Source organism: Achromobacter ruhlandii, from assembly GCF_902859695.1.
Taxonomy (GTDB): Bacteria; Pseudomonadota; Gammaproteobacteria; order Burkholderiales; family Burkholderiaceae_B; genus Achromobacter; species Achromobacter ruhlandii.
In genome coordinates this window covers 19082-35770 of record NZ_CADIJL010000033.1, presented here as the reverse complement: position 1 = coordinate 35770, position 16689 = coordinate 19082, and the positions used below count along the sequence as shown (strand labels likewise).

The following is a 16689-nucleotide window of genomic DNA, read 5'->3' as shown; positions in this document are numbered from 1 at the left end:
CTATGACGCTAGCCTAGTCAACCTGGGGGTCCCGGCTTAGTACCAAACCGCGGGACTTGATGGTGCCAGGCCGGCGCGCGCCCCGCTTCAACGCGCGCCGGCCGCCAGGGCCCGCGCATACAGCGCCGCCACCGCGCAGCTGTCGACCCGCGCCTGCACCGCGTCCGAACGGCTGGTCAGCAGCACCGGCACGCGCGTGCCCAGCACCAGCCCGGCGGTGGCCGCGCCGGCCAGCCAGGTCAGCTCCTTGTAGAGCATGTTGCCGGCCTCGATGTCGGGCACCAGCAGGATGTCCGCGTCGCCCGCCACCGGCGAGACGATGCCCTTCTGCTCGGCCGCCTGGCGCGAGATGGCGTTGTCGAACGCCAGCGGACCGTCGATCTGGCCGCCGCGGATCTGCTGGCGGTCGGCCATCTTCGACAGGGCCGCCGCATCCAGCGTGGCCGGCATCGCCGGGTTGACCGATTCGGTGGCGCACAGCACCGCCACCTTGGGCCGCGCCACGCCCAGCGCGCGCGCCAGGTCGATGGCGTTCTGCGCGATGTCGGCCTTCTCCTGCAGGGTCGGGGCGATGTTGACGGCGGCGTCCGTCAGGATGAACAGCTTGGGATACGCGGCCGCCGCCATCACGAAGGCATGGCTGATGCGCCGGCCGGTGCGCAGGCCCGATTCGCGCGCCACCACCGCCGACATGAAATGGTCGGTGTGCAGGCTGCCCTTCATCAGCATGCCGACGGCGCCGTCGCGCGCCAGGCCGGCGGCGGCGCGCGCGGCCAGCGCCTCGTCATCGGGCGTGTCGACGATCTCCAGCGAGCCGGCGCGCAGGCCCAACTCGGCCATCAAGGCCGCCAGCCGGACCGCCGGCCCGACCAGCAGCGGCTCGATGTAGCCGGCCTCGCGCGCCTGCACCGCGGCGCCCAGGCTGGACGCGCACAGCGGATAGGCCACCGCCGTGCGCACCCGCCCGGCCGACAGCGCCGCGGCCCGCAGCGGCTCGAACAAGCGGTCGCTGGCCATGGCGTCAGCCGCGCACCGGGTCGATCGGCAGCGGCACCTCGCCCGGCTGGAACGGCTGGTTGACGTAGCGCTTGTACTTGTCCAGCAGGCGCAGCGGCTGCTTGAGCGCATCGCGGCGGAACGGATCGCCCAGCTCCTGGCTCACCATCATCTCCAGCACCGTGGTCTTGCCCTCGGACTGCGCCTTGCACGCGGCCTGCAGCGCCGCGCCGACCTGGTCGGCATGCTCGACCCGGATGCCCTCGGCGCCCATGGCCCGCGCCAGTTCCGCGAAGTTGGGATTCTGCAGGTTGCTGCCGACGAAACGGCGGCCGTAGAAGTCCACCTGGTTCTTCTTTTCCGCGCCCCACTGGCCGTTGTGGAACACCACCGCCGTCACCGGGATGCGCTCGCGCACGCAGGTCAGCAGCTCCTGGAAGCTCATGCACCAGGCGCCATCGCCAACGTAGGCCACCGCCGGCCGGTCCGGGCGCCCAAGCTTGGCGCCGATCAGCGCGGGCAGCGCGTAGCCGCAGTTGCCGAAGCTCATGGCCGCCAGCATCGAATCCGGCTCGTCGAAGCGCAGGTAGCTGTTGGACACCGAGCAGATGTTGCCGATGTCGGTGGACACCATCACGTGCTTGGGCATGGCGCGCTCCAGCTCGCGCAGCATGCGGCGCGGATGCATGCGGCCGCCGCCGTGCTCGATGATGTCCAGGCTCCAGTCGTCGCGCTCGTGCGACCAGCCGTCCAGTTCCTTTTCCCAGGCGCTTTTCTGCGCCGCGATCTCTTCGCCGCGCGCCGCCTTGGTGGCCACGCAGGCGACCTCGCGATCGCGCAATTTCGCGGCCAGCGCCGCCGCCGCCGGCTTGGCGTCGCCGCAGATGCCCACCGACACCGGCCGCACCAGGCCCAGCATGCGGTGGTCGGCGTCGACCTGGATGATGCGCGCGTTCTGCGGCCAGTAGTCCAGCCCGTGCTGCGGCAAGGTGCCGAAGGGTCCCAGGCGCGTGCCCAGCGCCAGCACCACGTCGGCCTGCGACAGCAGCTTCATGCCGGCCTTGGAGCCCTGGTAGCCCAGCGGCCCGCACCACAGCGGATGGCTGGCCGGGAAGGCGTCGTTGTGCAGGTAGCTGGTGACCACCGGCGCGCCCAACAGCTCGGCCAGCGCCACGCATTCGGCCTGGCCGGCCGAGAACAGCACGCCGCCGCCGGCGACGATCACCGGGAATCTGGCGCTGGCCAGGAGACGCGCGGCCGCTTCCAGGTCTTCTTCGGACCCCGGGCCGCGGCGGATGCGGCGCGGCTCCGGAATGGCCACGTCGATCTCGCCGTAGAAATAGTCGCGCGGGATGTTCAGCTGGGTCGGGCCGCGCTCGGCCAGCGCGTTGTCGAAGGCCTTGGCGGTGAATTCGGCCATGCGGTCGGGGCGGTTGACGTGCGCCTGGTACTTGGTGATGCGCGAGAAGATCGGCAGCTGCTCGGTTTCCTGGAAGCCGCCCAGGCCCATGCCGGAAGTGCCGGTCTCGGGCGTGATCGCCACCACCGGGCTGTGAGCCCAGTAGGCCGCGGCCACGCCGGTGACGAAGTTGGTGATGCCGGGTCCGTTCTGCGCGATGCAGACGCCGTGGCGGCCGGTGACGCGCGAATAGCCGTCGGCCATGTGGGCGGCGCCCTGCTCGTGCACCGTCGGCACGAAGCGGATGCCGGCGGCGGGGAACAGGTCCAGCGCGTCCATGAAGGCCGAACCGACGATGCCGAATACGTCCTTGACGCCCTGCGCCACCAGCGTCTCGACGAACGCTTCGCTGGGGGTCATGTGTTGCTTGCTGCTCATGGTCTCTCTCCTGGCGGACCGGCGCGGCTTGGATTGCATATTGGCCGGGGTGAACCGATACTGCAGCAGAACTCCCGCATTTCCCACCCTGCGGCGTTCCATTTTCTGCAGAATCCGCACCAACCTGGCGGCCTTTCGCCAAATCTTCAAATATTGAAAGATGAAAGACGAATCCTCCGCGGCGCTGCGCGCGCTGACCCTGCTGGAACAGGTCGCCGGTTCCGAGACGCCGGTATCGCTGGCGGCGCTGACCGAGGCCACCGGCCTGCCCAAGCCATCCGTGCTGCGCATCCTGTCGCGGCTGGTGGACGCCGGCATGCTGCTGCGCGAGCCCGCAGGCAAGCGCTACATCACCGGCCCGCGGCTGGCGCTGCTGGCGCGCGACACCCTGCTCAATTCGCCCCTGCGGGCCGAGCGCCACCGCATCCTCGACAGCCTGGTCGACGAAATCGGCGAAACCTGCAACTGCACCATGCTGGATGGCGACGAGGTCATCTACCTGGACCGGGTCGAGACCGCCTGGCCGCTGCGCGTCAACCTGCAGCCCGGCTCGCGCGTGCCGCTGCATTGCAGCGCCAGCGGCAAGCTGTTCCTGGCGCACATGCGGCGCGAGGCGCGCGCGCGGCTGCTGGCGGCGGCGCCGCTGCCGCGCTACACGCCCAACACGCTGTGCGAGACCGCCGCGCTCGAACGCGAGCTGCAGGCGATCCGCAAGGAAGGCGCCAGCTTCGACCGCGAGGAATTCCTGCTGGGCATTGTCTGCATGGCGGTGCCGATCATGCGCGGGCGCCGCGCCATCGCCGCGGTGGCGCTGCACGCGCCGATGGCGCGGCTGTCGATCGACGGCGCGCGCGCCTGGCTGCCGCGCATGCAGGAAGCGGCGCGGGCGCTGGCGGGCACCTACGAACCGTCGGCCGGATAGCGCCACGCGCCCCCGAATTGGCGCGCGCCCGGCGGCCGGTGCGTGCGCCGGTCCGGGCGCCCTGGGGACCCGCAGGCCTTACACTGTCGGCCGAATCCGTATTTATCGCAGTTCCTGCGAGAGCCCCTGCCGTGACCCAGACGCCCTTTACTTCCCTGCCCCTTTTGCCCGCCCTGCTCGACAACCTGCAAAGCCTGGGGTTCGAGCAGATGACGCCGATCCAGGCGCAAAGCCTGCCGCTGATCCTGGAAGGCCGCGACCTGATCGCGCAGGCCAAGACCGGCAGCGGCAAGACCGCGGCCTTTGGCCTGGGCGTGCTGCAAAAGCTCGATCCCACCCGCCTGACGCCGCAGGCGCTGCTGCTCTGTCCGACCCGCGAGCTGGCCGACCAGGTGGCGCAGGAACTGCGCCGGTTGGCGCGCCAGATCGCCAACGTCAAGATCCTGACGCTGTGCGGCGGCGCCGCGGCCCGCCCGCAGGCCGAATCGCTGGCGCGCGGCACCCACATCGTGGTCGGCACGCCCGGCCGCATCCAGGACCACCTGGAACGCGGCAGCCTGGACCTGTCCGGCCTGACCACGCTGGTGCTGGACGAGGCCGACCGCATGGTCGACATGGGCTTCTACGACGATATCGTGGCCATCGCCTCGCATTGCCCCGCCAAGCGCCAGACCCTGCTGTTCTCGGCCACCTACCCCGACAACATCCGCAAGCTGAGCGCGCGCTTCCTGCGCAACCCGGCCGAGGTCAAGGTCGAGGCCCAGCACGACGCCAGCCGCATCGAACAGATCTTCTACGAGATCGACCCCGACGAGCGCCTGGACGCCGTGGCCAGGCTGCTGGCGCATTTCCGCCCGGTCTCGACGCTGGCCTTCTGCAACACCAAGATTCGCAGCCACGATCTGGTCGAACGCTTGCAGGCCGACGGCATCAGCGCCCTGGCGCTGAACGGCGACCTGGAACAGCGCGAGCGCGACGAGATCCTGATCCAGTTCGCCAACCAGAGCTGCGCCGTGCTGGTGGCCACCGACGTGGCCGCGCGCGGCCTGGACATCCAGAACCTGGGCGCGGTCATCAACGTCGACGTCACCAAGGACACCGAGGTCCACGTGCACCGCATCGGCCGCAGCGGCCGCGGCGAGCAGAAGGGCCTGGCCCTGAGCCTGTGCTCGCCCGACGAAATGCGCTGGGCCAACCTGATCGAGCAATACCAGGGCGCGCCGCTGACCTGGGGCGACCTGAAATCGCTGCGCCCCAAGGCCGACCGGCCGCTGCGCGCGCCCATGGTGACCCTGTGCATCCAGGGCGGCAAGAAGGACAAGCTGCGCCCCGGCGACCTGCTGGGCGCCCTGACCGGCGACGGCGGCCTGGCCTTCGAGCAGGTCGGCAAGATCAACATCACCGAGTTCAACGCCTACGTGGCGCTGGACCGCAAGATCGCCAAGCAGGCCTTCTCGCGCCTGTCCAACAGCAATATCAAGGGCCGACGCTTCCGCATGCGTTACCTCGAGGAACTGTAAGCATTCGTCAGCGCCGGCCCGCCGGCGCGCGGCAAGACGCTTGCTGGTCACATTCCGGATTTGTAATAATGGCCCACCCCGCGCCGGCCGGCGCGGGAGCGGGAACCAAAGGCTCGGCGTGCGCTCAAACCGGCGCATCGCATCCCCCTTAACCACCATAAAGAGAAATCCACCATGATCAAATCCGACGACACCGGCAAGCTGATCCTGCGCCTGACCCTCGGCATTCTGATTCTGCTCCATGGCCTGTTCAAGATCACCGGCGGCGGCGTCGGCGGCATCGCCGGCATGCTGTCCTCGCACGGCCTGCCCGGCTTCCTGGCGTATGGCGTGTACATCGGCGAAATCATCGCGCCGGTGCTGCTGATCATCGGCGTCTACACCCGCCTGGGCGGCCTGATCATCGCCATCAACATGGTGGTCGCGATCCTGCTTGCCCATACCGGCCAGATCGGCAGCCTGACCAACAACGGCGGCTGGGCGCTGGAACTGCAAGGCATGTTCCTGTTCACGGCCCTGGCCATCGCCTTCATGGGCGCCGGCCGCTTCAGCCTGGCCGGCAACGGCGGCCGCTGGAACTGATCCCGCCGGGAGCTCCTCTACCCCTGCACCCAGGCCGCCGCGAGGCGGCCTTTTCTTTTTCCTCGCCGAGCCGCCTCAAGAGGAAAGCGCCCCCCTTGGGGGGCAGCAAGCCGAAGGCGCGGCGTGGGGGCCCTCTCCTCGCCGAGCCGCCTCAAGAGGAAAACGGCCCCCTTGGGGGGCAGCAAGCCGAAGGCGCGGCGTGGGGGGCCCTTTCCTCGCCGAGCCGCCTCAAGAGGAAAGCGCCCCCTTGGGGGGCAGCAAGCCGAAGGCGCGGCGTGGGGGGCCCTTTTTCCTCGCCGAGCCGCCTCAAGAGGAAAACGGCCCTTCTGACCCGAACAATTGCTACGAACGACATCAACGGTCACGCCGGCGCAAACATCCGTCACCTGAAAGCTGTTTCGGAACCATTACAGGCCTCGAACTCGGCCCCCTGGCCATGGCCTAATCCCTACGAGCCAGGAAACGGCGCGATACGCGCCAGGCGCTCGGCAGGAGATTGACCATGAAGAAGACGATATTGCTGATGCTGGCGATGGCCAGCGCCCTGACCGGCTGTGTAGTGGTGCCGGCGCGCCCGGCTTATTACCGGCCGGCGCCCGCTTATTACTACTACCCCGCGCCGCACTATTACTATCACGGTGGCTACTACCACGGCTATTGATCCGCGCGCCCCCGCCGCGCAAAGGAAACGCCATGAACGCCCTCGCTTCGGTTCCCCGCCTGCGCCCCCTGGCCGCCGCTGTATTGATGACGGTCTGCGCCGGCGCCCTGGCGCAGACGTACGCGCCGCCGCCCGCCCCGGCCGCGCCCGCCTATGACAATGGCGATCCGGCCAACGCCAACCTGGCGCCGGTCGACCGCAGCCCGCAACCGCCGCCGCCCCTGCCCGTCTACACCCAGCCGCCCGCGCCCGGCGACGGCTACATATGGGTGCCTGGATACTGGAGCCTGAACCGCTACGGCTTCTTCTGGGTCCCGGGCGCCTGGGTGCTGGCGCCTTATACCGGCGCGTTGTGGACCCCCGGCTACTGGGGCTTCGTCGACGGCGTCTATCTGTGGCACGCCGGCTACTGGGGGCCGCACATCGGCTTCTATGGCGGCATCAACTATGGCTTCGGCTACATCGGCATCGGCTACGTCGGCGGTTACTGGGATCACGACCGCTTCTTCTACAACCGCGCCGTGACCAACGTGAACGTCACCCGCGTCACCAACGTCTACAACCACACGGTAGTGGTCAACAACATCGACAACCGCCGCATCAGCTACAACGGCGGTCCCGCCGGTATCCAGCGCCGGGCCGATCCGCGCGAAGTCGCCGCGCGCAACGAACCGCATCATCCGCCCACCGACGTGCAACGCGGCTTCGTGCGCAACGCCGGCGCCAACCGCGCCCAGTTCTTCGACCACAACCAGGGCCGTCCGCCGCAGGCGTTCGTGGACCATGCGCCGGGCCGCGGCGGCCCGGCCGCGGGGATGCGCCCCGGCGCGGGCCCTGGCAACGGGCCGGGAAATGGACCAGGCAATGGACCAGGCAATGGACCAGGCAATGGGCCAGGAAACGGACCGGGAAGCGGCGCGCAGAATCGACCGGGCAATGGCCCGGACCGTGGACCGGGCACCGCAGCGCCCGGCGGCCCGCGCCCGGATTTCAACCGTGGCGGTGCGGGCGGCCCGCCGGCGGCACAGACGCCGGGGCAGCAGGCCCGGCCGCCGCAAGCACAGACGCCCGGCCAGCCGCAAGCGCGGCAGCCGCAAAACGCGCCACAGGCCCAACCGCCGAGTCCATTGCAATCGCGGCCGCCACAGGCCCCGCCGCCCAGTCAAGCCCAATCGCGACCGCCGCAAGCCCAGCCGCAGAATCAGCCGCAAGCTCGACCGCCGCAAGCCCAGCCCCAGGCGCGGCCGCAGCAAGGGCCGCGCCCCGGCCCGGCCCCGGACAACCTGGCGCCCCGCGCGCCGCGCGAGTCGCACGCGGCCCCCGCCAACCGTCCCGAGGCCCGGCCGCAGGGCAATCCGCAGCACGGCGGCGGGCGGCCATCCGGCGGCCAGGAACCGCACCGCGGCGGTGGCGGCGAGCGCGGCGCGCCGCATGAACGGGGTGGCCGCGACTGACCTCGCGAGCACGGCCGCGTTGTCCGCCGGGCTGGATTCCTGCGGACGACGCGGCTACAGTGGTCAGGCCCGGCCCCGTCGATGTCCACGCGGCCCACGGCCCCCCAATTCGCGGAGACCCCTATGAAGCGCCTTGCCCCCCTGTTCCTCGCCTGCGGCCTGCTGGCCGGCCCCGCCGCCCAGGCCGCCCTCAACGTCGGCGCGCCCGCGCCCGACTTCAGCGCCCAGGCCTCGCTCGGCGGCAACGTGTTCACCTTCAAGCTGGCCGAGGCGCTCAAGAAGGGTCCGGTGGTCCTGTATTTCTACCCCGCCGCGTTCACGGCGGGCTGCACCATCGAGGCCCATGATTTCGCCGAGGCCACCGACGAATACAAGTCGCTGGGCGCCACCGTCATCGGCGTCTCGGCCGACGACATCGACACCCTGAACAAATTCTCGGTCAGTGCATGCCGCAGCAAGTTCGCGGTGGCCGCCGATGGCGACGGCAAGATCATGAAGGCCTACGACGCGGTGCTGGACGCGCGCCCCGAGCGCGCGCAACGCGTGTCCTACGTGATCACGCCCGATGGCAAGATCCTGTACGAATACACCAACATGAATCCCGAGGCCCACGTCAGCAACACCATGCGCGCGCTGCGCGACTGGAAGGCCGGCCAGAAATAGGCCGTGGCGGCCGGACGTGGAAACGCGGCTTGATCGGCGCGCGCGGAGCCGTCGGGATCCGTCCGCGTGACGAGCCCCCCTTTGGCGTCAGGGCGTGGCGCGATCCGCTAGTTGAACGGCCACACCGTCGGATGCGTGCCCGGCGGGCTCGACGGCCGCGTCCAGCGCGCCGGCGTCAGCGAGAACTGCGCCGCGTGGCGCACCGCCGTCAGCTCGCCGAAGCCCGAGGGCTCCGTTTCCAGCAGCCCCGCGAAGCCCGGCGTCGCACAGGCCAGGCCGCCGTCGACGCGGCCCAGCGTGCGCAGCCAATGCGCGGTCTGCGCCAGCGATACGCGCACGTGCCAGCTGCCGCCCTCGGTGGCCTGCCGCGCCAGCGCCACCTGCGCGCCGAACGCCATCAGGTAGCCCGAGGCGTGGTCCAGGATCTGCATCGGCAACGGCTTGGGCGCGTCCTGCCCGGCGGCGGCCGCTTCGGCATGGTTGAAACCGGCAGCGGTCTGCACCAGCGAATCGAAGCCGCGGCGGTTGGCCCAGGGGCCGGTGGCGCCGTAGGCCGACAACGACACATACACGATGCCGGGCCGCAGCCGGGCCGCGTCCTGCGGCCCGAAGCCCAGCGCCGCCATGCCGCCCGGCCGGTAGCCCTGCACGAACACATGCGCGCTGCGCAACAGATTGGCCAGCGCGATGCGGCCGTCGGCGGTATCCAGGTCGGCATGAACCGACAGCTTGCCGCGGCTGGTGTCGATAAGGTTGGCGATATTCGGCAGATGCGGGGAATTGACCAGCATCACGTCGGCGCCGTAGGCCGCCAGCGCGCGGCCGCAGACCGGGCCGGCAATGATGCGGGTCAGGTCGAGCACGCGGATGTCCTTGAGGGGACGCGCATCGTGGCCGTACTTGGGCAGCGGCCGCGGATCGGCCTCGCCGATGCGCTCGATCGTCAGCAGCGGCTGCGCCGCGATTGCCTGGCCCTGCGGGTGGCGGTCCCATTCGTCGAAACTGCGCATGGCGGCCACCACCATGCCGGCATCGGCCGCCACCTGTTCGAAATCCAGCGCGCGCCAACGCCCCAGCGCCTGCTCCACCGCCTCGCGGGTGGCGCCGTCCCCGGTGGGACAGCCCAACAGCGCCAGGGCGCCGTCGCGATGGTGCGGGAAATTGGCGTGGATGCGGACCCAGCCGCCATCGCCGCAGCGATAGGCGCCGGTGATCGGATCGCGCGGATCGGGCGTGACACCGTTGATGGTGAAATGGCTGCGGCATTCCTGCGCGGCGTGCCGCAGGTCGACACCGACCTGCTGGCGTTCGCCGCCGCGCAGGTGCCAGATTTCCGCCGCCGCCAGCGCCGCGGCCGCCATGCTGGCCTGGGCCGCGGTGCCCACCGCGAACGAGGACGGCAACACCGGATCCGCGCCGGTCAACACCAGATGCTCGAGCGCCTCGTCGGGCAGATCGAGCGAGCGCCACAGTTGTTGCAGGACGTCGCGCGACGTCTTGGCGGCGGGTGTGCGTCCTTTGAGAAAGGACGGGCGCAGATCCATCAGGTGTCCCATATCGTCGTCTTCTTTATCTGTTGAATGAATTACATGGCGGCGGCGAGGGCCGCGTCAATACAGGGAAAGCGCCAGCGTGTTTCATGGTTTGACGGCGTGGCGCGGCAAGCCAGGGGGGCTTTGGCTGTGGCGCGCCCCGTCCGTCGGCCCGCCGGCCGCGCCACGATCCGTCACATCTACTCGTAGTTTTTACAAGGTGTGCGCGGCGCGGCCGCGCCCCCGGGGCCGCACGCTAGAATGCCAGCCTTGCCGCGCGTCCCGCCCTATTCCACCGGATTTACCCCAATGCACACCCTGATCTGGCTGCGCACCGACCTGCGCCTGCACGACAACCCCGCCCTGGCGGCCGCGGCCGCGGACGGCACCGTCACCGCGCTGTTCATCGCCGCGCCCGGACAATGGCGGCTGCATGGCGATGCGCCCGCCAAGGTGGACTTCTGGTTGCGCAACCTGCACACACTGTCGCGCGACCTGGGCCAGCTCGGCATTCCGCTGAAACTGTTGACCGTCGAAACCTGGAAGCAGGTCCCCGACGCCCTGCTGCGCTTTTGCCGCGAGCACGACATCGCGGCGGTTCACGCCAACACCGAATGGGCCGTCAACGAACGGCGCCGCGACGACGCGGTGGCCTGCCGCCTGGCCGAGGCCGGCATCGACTGGACGCTGCACCACGGCGCCTCGCTGCTGCGCCCGGGCACGGTGGTGACCGGCAAGGGCGACTGCTACCGCGTCTACACGCCGTATGCGCGCGCCTGCCGCGAGCGCCTGCGCAGCGCGCCGCCGCGCGCGATCGCCGCGCCCAAGCCGCAGGCGGCGCCCGCCTGGCAGGCCGATCCGCTGCCGCCCGCCTTCGACGGCTACGCGCCCGCCAGCGATGCCATCCGCGCCCTATGGCCGGCCGGCGAGGCCGCGGCCGGCGACCGGCTCGACGCCTTTGCCGACGGAGTCATCGACGCCTACCGCGACGAACGCGACTTCCCCAGCCTGCCGGCCACCAGCTGCCTGTCGCCCTACCTGGCGGCCGGCGTGCTCTCGCCCGGCCAGGCCCTGCGCGCGGCGCAGGCGGCCAACCACGGCGAGCTGGAAAGCGGCAACGCCGGCGCGGCCACGTGGATCAATGAACTGCTGTGGCGCGAGTTCTACCAGCACCTGCTGGCCGCCTGCCCGGCACTGTCGATGCACCAGCCGATGAAACCCGAGACCGCCGCGGTGCCCTGGCGCGATGCGCCTGATGACCTGCGCGCCTGGCAGGAAGGCCGCACCGGCATCCCCATCGTCGACGCCGCCATGCGCCAGCTCCTGGCGCTGGGCTGGATGCACAACCGGCTGCGCATGGTCACCGCCATGTTCCTGAGCAAGAACCTGCTGATCGACTGGCGCCTGGGCGAAGCCTGGTTCATGGCGCACCTGGTGGACGGCGACCTGGCCGCCAACAACGGCGGCTGGCAATGGAGCGCCTCCACCGGCGCCGACTCGGTGCCCTACTTCCGCGTCTTCAATCCGCTGTCGCAATCGCGCAAGTTCGATCCGCGCGGCGTGTTCCTGCGTGAATGGCTGCCCGAGCTGGCGCATCTGGACGACAGCGCCATCCACGATCCCAGCCCGATGGAACGGGCGGCGGCCGGTTACCCCGCGCCCATCGTCGACCTGCCGCAAAGCCGGCTGCGCGCGCTGGAGGCCTTCGGCAACCTGCCCAAGGCCTGAACGCCGACCAAAATCGTCCATCACATCACGGCCGCGCCTGATCGCGGCCGGTTACGTTTCGTATGGTTTCAGAATGTTTTGACGTAGATCAACCCGGCGATACCGCGCGTCCCCGATGATCCGGCAGCAACACGCCCCCGCCGCCCATCACAGGACGAAAGACGCATGCGCAACAACCAGCCGGTCTACGACAAGGAATACACGCTGCACGACGAGCAGTACCTGATCTCCCGCACCGACGCCCGCGGTCGCATCATCTACGCCAATCCGGCGTTCGTGGAGGTCAGCGGCTTCACCCGCGAGGAACTGGTGGGCGCGGCCCACAACATCGTGCGCCACCCCGATATGCCGCAAGAGGCGTTCGAGGACCTGTGGCACACCATTCAACGCGGCGAGTCCTGGACCGGCGTGGTCAAGAACCGCCGCAAGGACGGCGGCTACTATTGGGTGCTGGCCAACGTCACGCCCATCATCGAACGCGGCGAGACCGTCTGTTATGCCTCGGTGCGGGTCAAGCCGACCCGCGCCCAGATCGAGGCCGCCGACGCCGCCTACCGCCGCCTGCGCGAAGGCCGCGCGCGCGGCTTCAGGCTCAGCCGCGGCCAGGTCCAGCCCACCGGGCTGCGCGGCGTGCTGGCGCGCCTGAAACTGTGGCGCCTGACCGGCGTGCGCTCGCGCATGCTGGCCTGGGCCATGCTGGCGTCCAGCCTGTTCCTGGGCGCGGCCGGCGTGGCGCTGTACGGCATGCTCGACCGCATGAGCACCGAGGAAATCGCGCTGGCGGCCGCCATGCTGGCCGCGGGCGTGATCCTGATCTTCGCCTCGGGCTGGGGCTTTGCCCGCTCGATCACCGGCCTGCTCGTCACCGCCACCGACTTCACCCGCCAGATCGCCGCCGGCAACCTCAGCACGCCCCTGCCGCCGGCCAGCATCCGCGACGAGATCGGCGCGCTGAAGTTCTCGCTGGAAGTGATGCGCAAGAGCCTGGTCAGCATCACCCGCGACGTGCACAACGGCATCGAGAGCGCGCTGACATCAGCCGCCGAGATCGCCGACGGCAACGCCGACCTGTCGGCCCACACGCAGCGCCAGGCGGCCTCGCTGGAGGAAGCCGCGGCCAGCATGGAACAGCTGGCCTCCACCGTGAAACAGACCGCCACCAACGCGCACGGCGCCGACCAGATGGCCAATCAGGCCTCGGACGTGGCGCGGCGCGGCGGCCAGGTGGTCGATGACGCGGTGCGGGCGATGCAGGGCATCGTGCAGAGCACCGCGCGCATCAGCGAGATCGTCGGCATCATCGACGGCATCGCGTTCCAGACCAATATCCTGGCGCTCAACGCCGCGGTGGAAGCGGCCCGCGCCGGCGAGGCCGGCAAGGGTTTCGCGGTGGTGGCCGCCGAAGTGCGCGCCCTGGCGCAGAAAAGCGCCACGGCGGCGCGCGAGATCAAGGAACTGATCGAGGCGTCGAACCACAAGGTCGAGGACGGCGTGCGTCATGTCGAGCGCGCCGGCGAGGCCATGCTCGACATCGTCGGGTCGGTGCGGCAGGTGACCGAGATCGTCAACGAGATCGCCGCCACGTCCAACGAGCAGCACACCGGCATCGACAACGTCAGCCGCACCATCTCGGAAACCGACAGCGCCGCGCAGAGCAACGCCGCGCGCGTGGAGCAGGCCAGCCGCGCGGTGGACAACCTGCGCACCCGCGGCGCACAACTGCGCCACGCCATCGAAGTGTTCCGCATCGCCGGCGCCCAGACCGTGCTGCCCAAGCGCGCCGCCGCGCCGGCGCCGGCGGCGTTGATACCCGCGCCGCGCCAGGGGCAGCCGTTGCTGGAACAGCGCGCCTCGTGACGCCCGCGGCGACGCGGATCCGGGCGCAGGCGCCGGATCGGCCCCCGGTTCAGGCGCCGGCCGCGGCCGCCTGGATCGCCGCCAACTGGCCCGCCAGTCCGGCGCGCGCGGCGGAAAAGCGGCCATCCAGCGCCGCCGTGCCCACCGTGAACCCCGCCGCCCCGGCGCGGCACGCCGCCCGGATGCGCTCGGGCGTGTCGAGCGAGCCGGCCACGATCACCGGCGCGCCCGCCGCGCATACCTGCGCCATCAGCGCCGGCACATCGACGTCGGCGCGGTAGGCCAGCAGGTCCAGCCCATGCACGCCGGGCAGGCCGGCCAGTTGCGCGGCGCTGCGCGCGATCTCCTCGCGCGTGCCGCCGAGGATGCTGGGATGCCCATGGACCCGGCCGGGAAACGGGTAATAGCGGATGGGCGAGCCGGCCAGCAGCGGCAGCGCGTCGGCCGCGTGCGTGCCGCCCAGCAGACAGTCGACCTCCAGTTCGCGCGCGGCGCGCACCGACGCCAACTCGCTGTCCCGGTCCTGCGACACCACTTCCAGGTAGCTGCGCGCGCCCGCCGCGCGGATGGTGGCGTTGAGCCGCCGCAGGACCGCTGGCGGCTGGCCGATGTCCTTGAAACCGATATGGCGCACCCCGCACGCGAGCGCCGTGTCCAGGTGGGCGTCGGCGTCCGCCACGGTGCGGTCGTTGCGGGTCAGCATGAAGATGAAGTCGGCGGGCATGATGTCCAGGATGATAGGAGGTTCAAAGGGATGCCGCATGGGCGGCGAGCCGGAAGGCGTGGTCGATGGCGATCCGCAGGCTGGCGGGATCGGCGATGCCCTGCCCGGCGATGTCGAACGCGGTGCCGTGATCGGGGCTGGTGCGCACGAACGGCAGCCCCAGGGTGATGTTCACGCCCTGCTCCAGGCCCAGGTACTTCACCGGGATCAGGCCCTGGTCGTGGTACTGCGCCACCACCACGTCGAAGCGTCCCTGCCGCGCCTGCATGAAGACCGTGTCGCCGGGCCACGGGCCGCTGGCGTCGATGCCCTCGCGGCGCGCGGCCTCGATCGCCGGCCGGATGATGCGCTGTTCCTCGTCGCCGAACAGGCCGCCCTCGCCGGCATGCGGATTCAGGCCGGCCACCGCCACGCGCGGCGCCGGCGCGCCGCGCGCGCGGCCGCCCTGGTGGGCCAGCCGGATCGCCGACAACTGCGCCTCGAAGTCGGCGCGCTCGATGGCCTGGCGCAGCGAACAATGAATGGTGACCAGCACCGTGGCGATGGCGTCGTTGGCCAGCATCATCGCCACGCGCCGCGCGCCGCCGCGCTCGGCCAGGATCTCGGTATGGCCGGGATACGGCACGCCGGCCGCGGCCAGCGCTTCCTTGTGGATCGGCGCGGTGACCAGCCCGGCCACCCGCCCCTGGCGCGCCAGGTCGATGGCCAGGCAGATCGCCTGGTACGCCGCACGGCCACAGGCCGCGTCGACCCGGCCGAACGGCGGCGGCAGCGGCAGCGCGGACGACGGCACCAGGCAGACGCGGTCCGGCCGCAGCTCGGCGTCGGCCACGTCGGCCACCACCCGCAGCCGTTCGGCCGCGCCCAGCGGCGCCAGCGCGCGCGCCATGACGGCGGGATCGCCCACCGCCACGCAGCGCTCGGCGTAACCCGGCAACAGCAGCGTCTTGGCGACGATCTCCGGCCCGATGCCGGCGGGGTCGCCCAGGGTGATGGCCAGGGGCAAGGCGGGCGCGGGCAGGTCGGCGACCGCGCGCGAAGGATTCATCGGCACAGCAGTCTCCAGGCGGCGTCGCGCAAGGCCTCCGGGCCGCCGAAGCCGCCCGCTTTCATGGCGATCGCCAGTTGCCGACCCGCGCACGCGGCCGTCCCGGCGGGAAAGCCGGGCGCCAGTTCGCAGGTCAAGGTAAATGTGTCGATGGCCAGCGCGTCGAGCAGCGCCGCCAGGGTGTCGCCGCCGGTCGCGATCAGGCCGTCGAAGCGGTGCCGCGCCAGCGCCAGCGTCGCCTGCCGCGCCAGCGCCGCCAGCACCGCGGCCGGATCGGCCTGGGGCGAGCCGGGCGCCATCAGGCAGACCAGCCCGGCGTCCGCGGCGATCTCGTCGGCACGATGCGCCACCTGCGCGCCAGCGGCCCGCAGGGTCTCGCCTTGCGCCCGGCTGGCCGGGTTGGCGCTGCCGATCACCACCAGCACCCGGCACGCGCGCGGCGGCCGCGCCGGACCGGCGACCGCCTCGCCGCAGCGCGCCGCCAGCGCCCGGGCCATGCCGGGAGAGCCGGCCCACAGGCAGGACCCGTGCGTCCACAATTGCGCGACCCGTTCGTCCAGCGCCGCCTGCGTGGTGGCGTCCAGCACCAGCGTCCGGGCTTGCCGCGCGGCATCGCGCAATTGCGCCGCGTCCGCGTCCTCGGGCACCACCCGGGCCGGCCCGATGGCCGGATCGATCAGGTCGAGCAGGCGCGCGGTGCGCGCCGGATGTACCGGATCGGCGGCATAGACACTGGCGTCGACCCGCTCGCCGTGCACGTACTGGATCCCGCCGCGCGTCACCCGCCCAGCCGCGGGAAAGGCCGGCGCCACCACCAGCAGGCGCCGGCCGCTGGCGCGCAGGGCCGTGGCCAGCTCCGCCCGGACGTGGCCGCGCAGCGTCGAATCCAGGGTCTTGTAGAGAACGCCGCGCCCGGCCAACCCGGCGGCGGCCCGCTCCACCGCGTCCACGGCGCCGGCTTCGGCCTGCCCGCGGCTGCCGGTGTCGACCGACAACACGCGCTCCCCGGCTGGCGCGGCGGCGCCCCGATGCACCCGCGCCGAACCGGCCCAGGGCAGGAACGGGCCGGCGCCATCGGCGGCGCTGGTCAGGTCGTCGGCAATGATGCCGACTTGTCGGGATAACGATTCCGGTGTGTCCATACCGGTGATTAAAATGCAGATCA

At 71.1% G+C, this 16689-nt stretch carries 14 protein-coding genes; 8 read left to right on the top strand and 6 right to left on the bottom strand.

Annotation, left to right across the window (positions count from 1 at the left end; all coding sequences use genetic code 11):
- Nucleotides 1-87: 87 nt before the first annotated feature.
- Together HV742_RS26585 and xsc are read right to left on the bottom strand one after the other, a co-directional pair.
- On the bottom strand, nucleotides 88-1017 hold the full coding sequence (locus tag HV742_RS26585) for a bifunctional enoyl-CoA hydratase/phosphate acetyltransferase (RefSeq protein WP_175146787.1): 930 nt from the start codon (nucleotides 1015-1017) through the stop codon (nucleotides 88-90).
- 4 nt (nucleotides 1018-1021) lie between these two features.
- Nucleotides 1022-2833 (bottom strand): sulfoacetaldehyde acetyltransferase, encoded by a 1812-nt coding sequence (gene xsc / locus HV742_RS26580; protein WP_080977440.1) that lies wholly within the window; start codon nucleotides 2831-2833, stop codon nucleotides 1022-1024.
- Between the two features lie 160 nt (nucleotides 2834-2993).
- Here xsc and HV742_RS26575 point away from each other — a divergent pair, with 160 nt between their 5' ends.
- The 6 genes from HV742_RS26575 (at nucleotide 2994) to HV742_RS26550 (ending at nucleotide 8635) form a co-directional block, all read left to right on the top strand.
- A complete protein-coding gene (locus HV742_RS26575; protein WP_175146786.1) occupies nucleotides 2994-3755 on the top strand; it encodes an IclR family transcriptional regulator in 762 nt (253 codons plus the stop codon).
- A gap of 131 nt (nucleotides 3756-3886) precedes the next feature.
- The gene (gene dbpA, locus HV742_RS26570) at nucleotides 3887-5275 is read left to right on the top strand and encodes an ATP-dependent RNA helicase DbpA (RefSeq protein WP_175146785.1); all 1389 of its coding nucleotides are present in this window, start codon (nucleotides 3887-3889) and stop codon (nucleotides 5273-5275) included.
- A 174-nt stretch (nucleotides 5276-5449) separates the two neighbouring features.
- Nucleotides 5450-5857, top strand: a complete 408-nt coding sequence (locus tag HV742_RS26565; RefSeq protein ID WP_049074147.1) for a DoxX family protein — start codon at nucleotides 5450-5452, stop codon at nucleotides 5855-5857.
- 502 nt (nucleotides 5858-6359) lie between these two features.
- Nucleotides 6360-6518 carry a hypothetical protein gene (locus HV742_RS26560; RefSeq protein ID WP_006385045.1) on the top strand — a complete coding sequence of 53 codons (159 nt, stop codon included), beginning with the start codon at nucleotides 6360-6362 and terminating at the stop codon, nucleotides 6516-6518.
- Between the two features lie 32 nt (nucleotides 6519-6550).
- Nucleotides 6551-7972, top strand: a complete 1422-nt coding sequence (locus HV742_RS26555) for a YXWGXW repeat-containing protein (protein WP_175146784.1) — start codon at nucleotides 6551-6553, stop codon at nucleotides 7970-7972.
- Between the two features lie 123 nt (nucleotides 7973-8095).
- On the top strand, nucleotides 8096-8635 hold the full coding sequence (locus HV742_RS26550; RefSeq protein ID WP_054416163.1) for a peroxiredoxin: 540 nt from the start codon (nucleotides 8096-8098) through the stop codon (nucleotides 8633-8635).
- A 107-nt stretch (nucleotides 8636-8742) separates the two neighbouring features.
- On the opposite strand, the gene HV742_RS26545 is transcribed toward HV742_RS26550, so the two are convergent.
- Nucleotides 8743-10191, bottom strand: coding sequence for a CoA transferase (locus tag HV742_RS26545; protein ID WP_175146783.1), 1449 nt, complete (start codon nucleotides 10189-10191; stop codon nucleotides 8743-8745).
- A gap of 285 nt (nucleotides 10192-10476) precedes the next feature.
- On the opposite strand from HV742_RS26545, the gene phrB reads away from it, so the two are divergent.
- Nucleotides 10477-11895 carry a deoxyribodipyrimidine photo-lyase gene (phrB, locus tag HV742_RS26540; RefSeq protein WP_068952332.1) on the top strand — a complete coding sequence of 473 codons (1419 nt, stop codon included), beginning with the start codon at nucleotides 10477-10479 and terminating at the stop codon, nucleotides 11893-11895.
- A 165-nt stretch (nucleotides 11896-12060) separates the two neighbouring features.
- A complete protein-coding gene (locus HV742_RS26535) occupies nucleotides 12061-13752 on the top strand; it encodes a methyl-accepting chemotaxis protein (RefSeq protein WP_049074153.1) in 1692 nt (563 codons plus the stop codon).
- Nucleotides 13753-13801: 49 nt separating this feature from the next.
- Here HV742_RS26535 and HV742_RS26530 read toward each other — a convergent pair whose 3' ends face one another.
- Genes HV742_RS26530 through HV742_RS26520 form a run of 3 tightly spaced genes read right to left on the bottom strand, consistent with a single transcriptional unit; the run spans nucleotide 13802 to nucleotide 16666 of the window.
- Nucleotides 13802-14515, bottom strand: a complete 714-nt coding sequence (locus HV742_RS26530; RefSeq protein ID WP_100508905.1) for a 4-hydroxythreonine-4-phosphate dehydrogenase — start codon at nucleotides 14513-14515, stop codon at nucleotides 13802-13804.
- Nucleotides 14499-15497, bottom strand: coding sequence for a 4-hydroxythreonine-4-phosphate dehydrogenase PdxA (gene pdxA, locus HV742_RS26525; RefSeq protein ID WP_437340604.1), 999 nt, complete (start codon nucleotides 15495-15497; stop codon nucleotides 14499-14501). Before pdxA ends, HV742_RS26530 begins: the two co-directional genes overlap by 17 nt.
- Nucleotides 15498-15520: 23 nt before the next feature.
- Nucleotides 15521-16666: a four-carbon acid sugar kinase family protein gene (locus HV742_RS26520; protein WP_175146781.1), complete on the bottom strand. Its 1146-nt coding sequence runs from the start codon at nucleotides 16664-16666 to the stop codon at nucleotides 15521-15523.
- Between the last annotated feature and the right edge of the window lie 23 nt (nucleotides 16667-16689).

Bases quoted from the DNA above. Each gene is read 5' to 3' on its own strand.
- HV742_RS26585 (WP_175146787.1), bottom strand. From the start codon at position 1,017: ATGGCCAGCGACCGCTTGTTCGAGCCGCTGCGGGCCGCGGCGCTGTCG.
- xsc (WP_080977440.1), bottom strand. From the start codon at position 2,833: ATGAGCAGCAAGCAACACATGACCCCCAGCGAAGCGTTCGTCGAGACG.
- HV742_RS26575 (WP_175146786.1), top strand. From the start codon at position 2,994: ATGAAAGACGAATCCTCCGCGGCGCTGCGCGCGCTGACCCTGCTGGAA.
- HV742_RS26565 (WP_049074147.1), top strand. From the start codon at position 5,450: ATGATCAAATCCGACGACACCGGCAAGCTGATCCTGCGCCTGACCCTC.
- HV742_RS26560 (WP_006385045.1), top strand. From the start codon at position 6,360: ATGAAGAAGACGATATTGCTGATGCTGGCGATGGCCAGCGCCCTGACC.
- HV742_RS26555 (WP_175146784.1), top strand. From the start codon at position 6,551: ATGAACGCCCTCGCTTCGGTTCCCCGCCTGCGCCCCCTGGCCGCCGCT.
- HV742_RS26550 (WP_054416163.1), top strand. From the start codon at position 8,096: ATGAAGCGCCTTGCCCCCCTGTTCCTCGCCTGCGGCCTGCTGGCCGGC.
- HV742_RS26545 (WP_175146783.1), bottom strand. From the start codon at position 10,191: ATGGGACACCTGATGGATCTGCGCCCGTCCTTTCTCAAAGGACGCACA.
- phrB (WP_068952332.1), top strand. From the start codon at position 10,477: ATGCACACCCTGATCTGGCTGCGCACCGACCTGCGCCTGCACGACAAC.
- HV742_RS26535 (WP_049074153.1), top strand. From the start codon at position 12,061: ATGCGCAACAACCAGCCGGTCTACGACAAGGAATACACGCTGCACGAC.
- HV742_RS26530 (WP_100508905.1), bottom strand. From the start codon at position 14,515: ATGCGGCATCCCTTTGAACCTCCTATCATCCTGGACATCATGCCCGCC.
- HV742_RS26520 (WP_175146781.1), bottom strand. From the start codon at position 16,666: ATGGACACACCGGAATCGTTATCCCGACAAGTCGGCATCATTGCCGAC.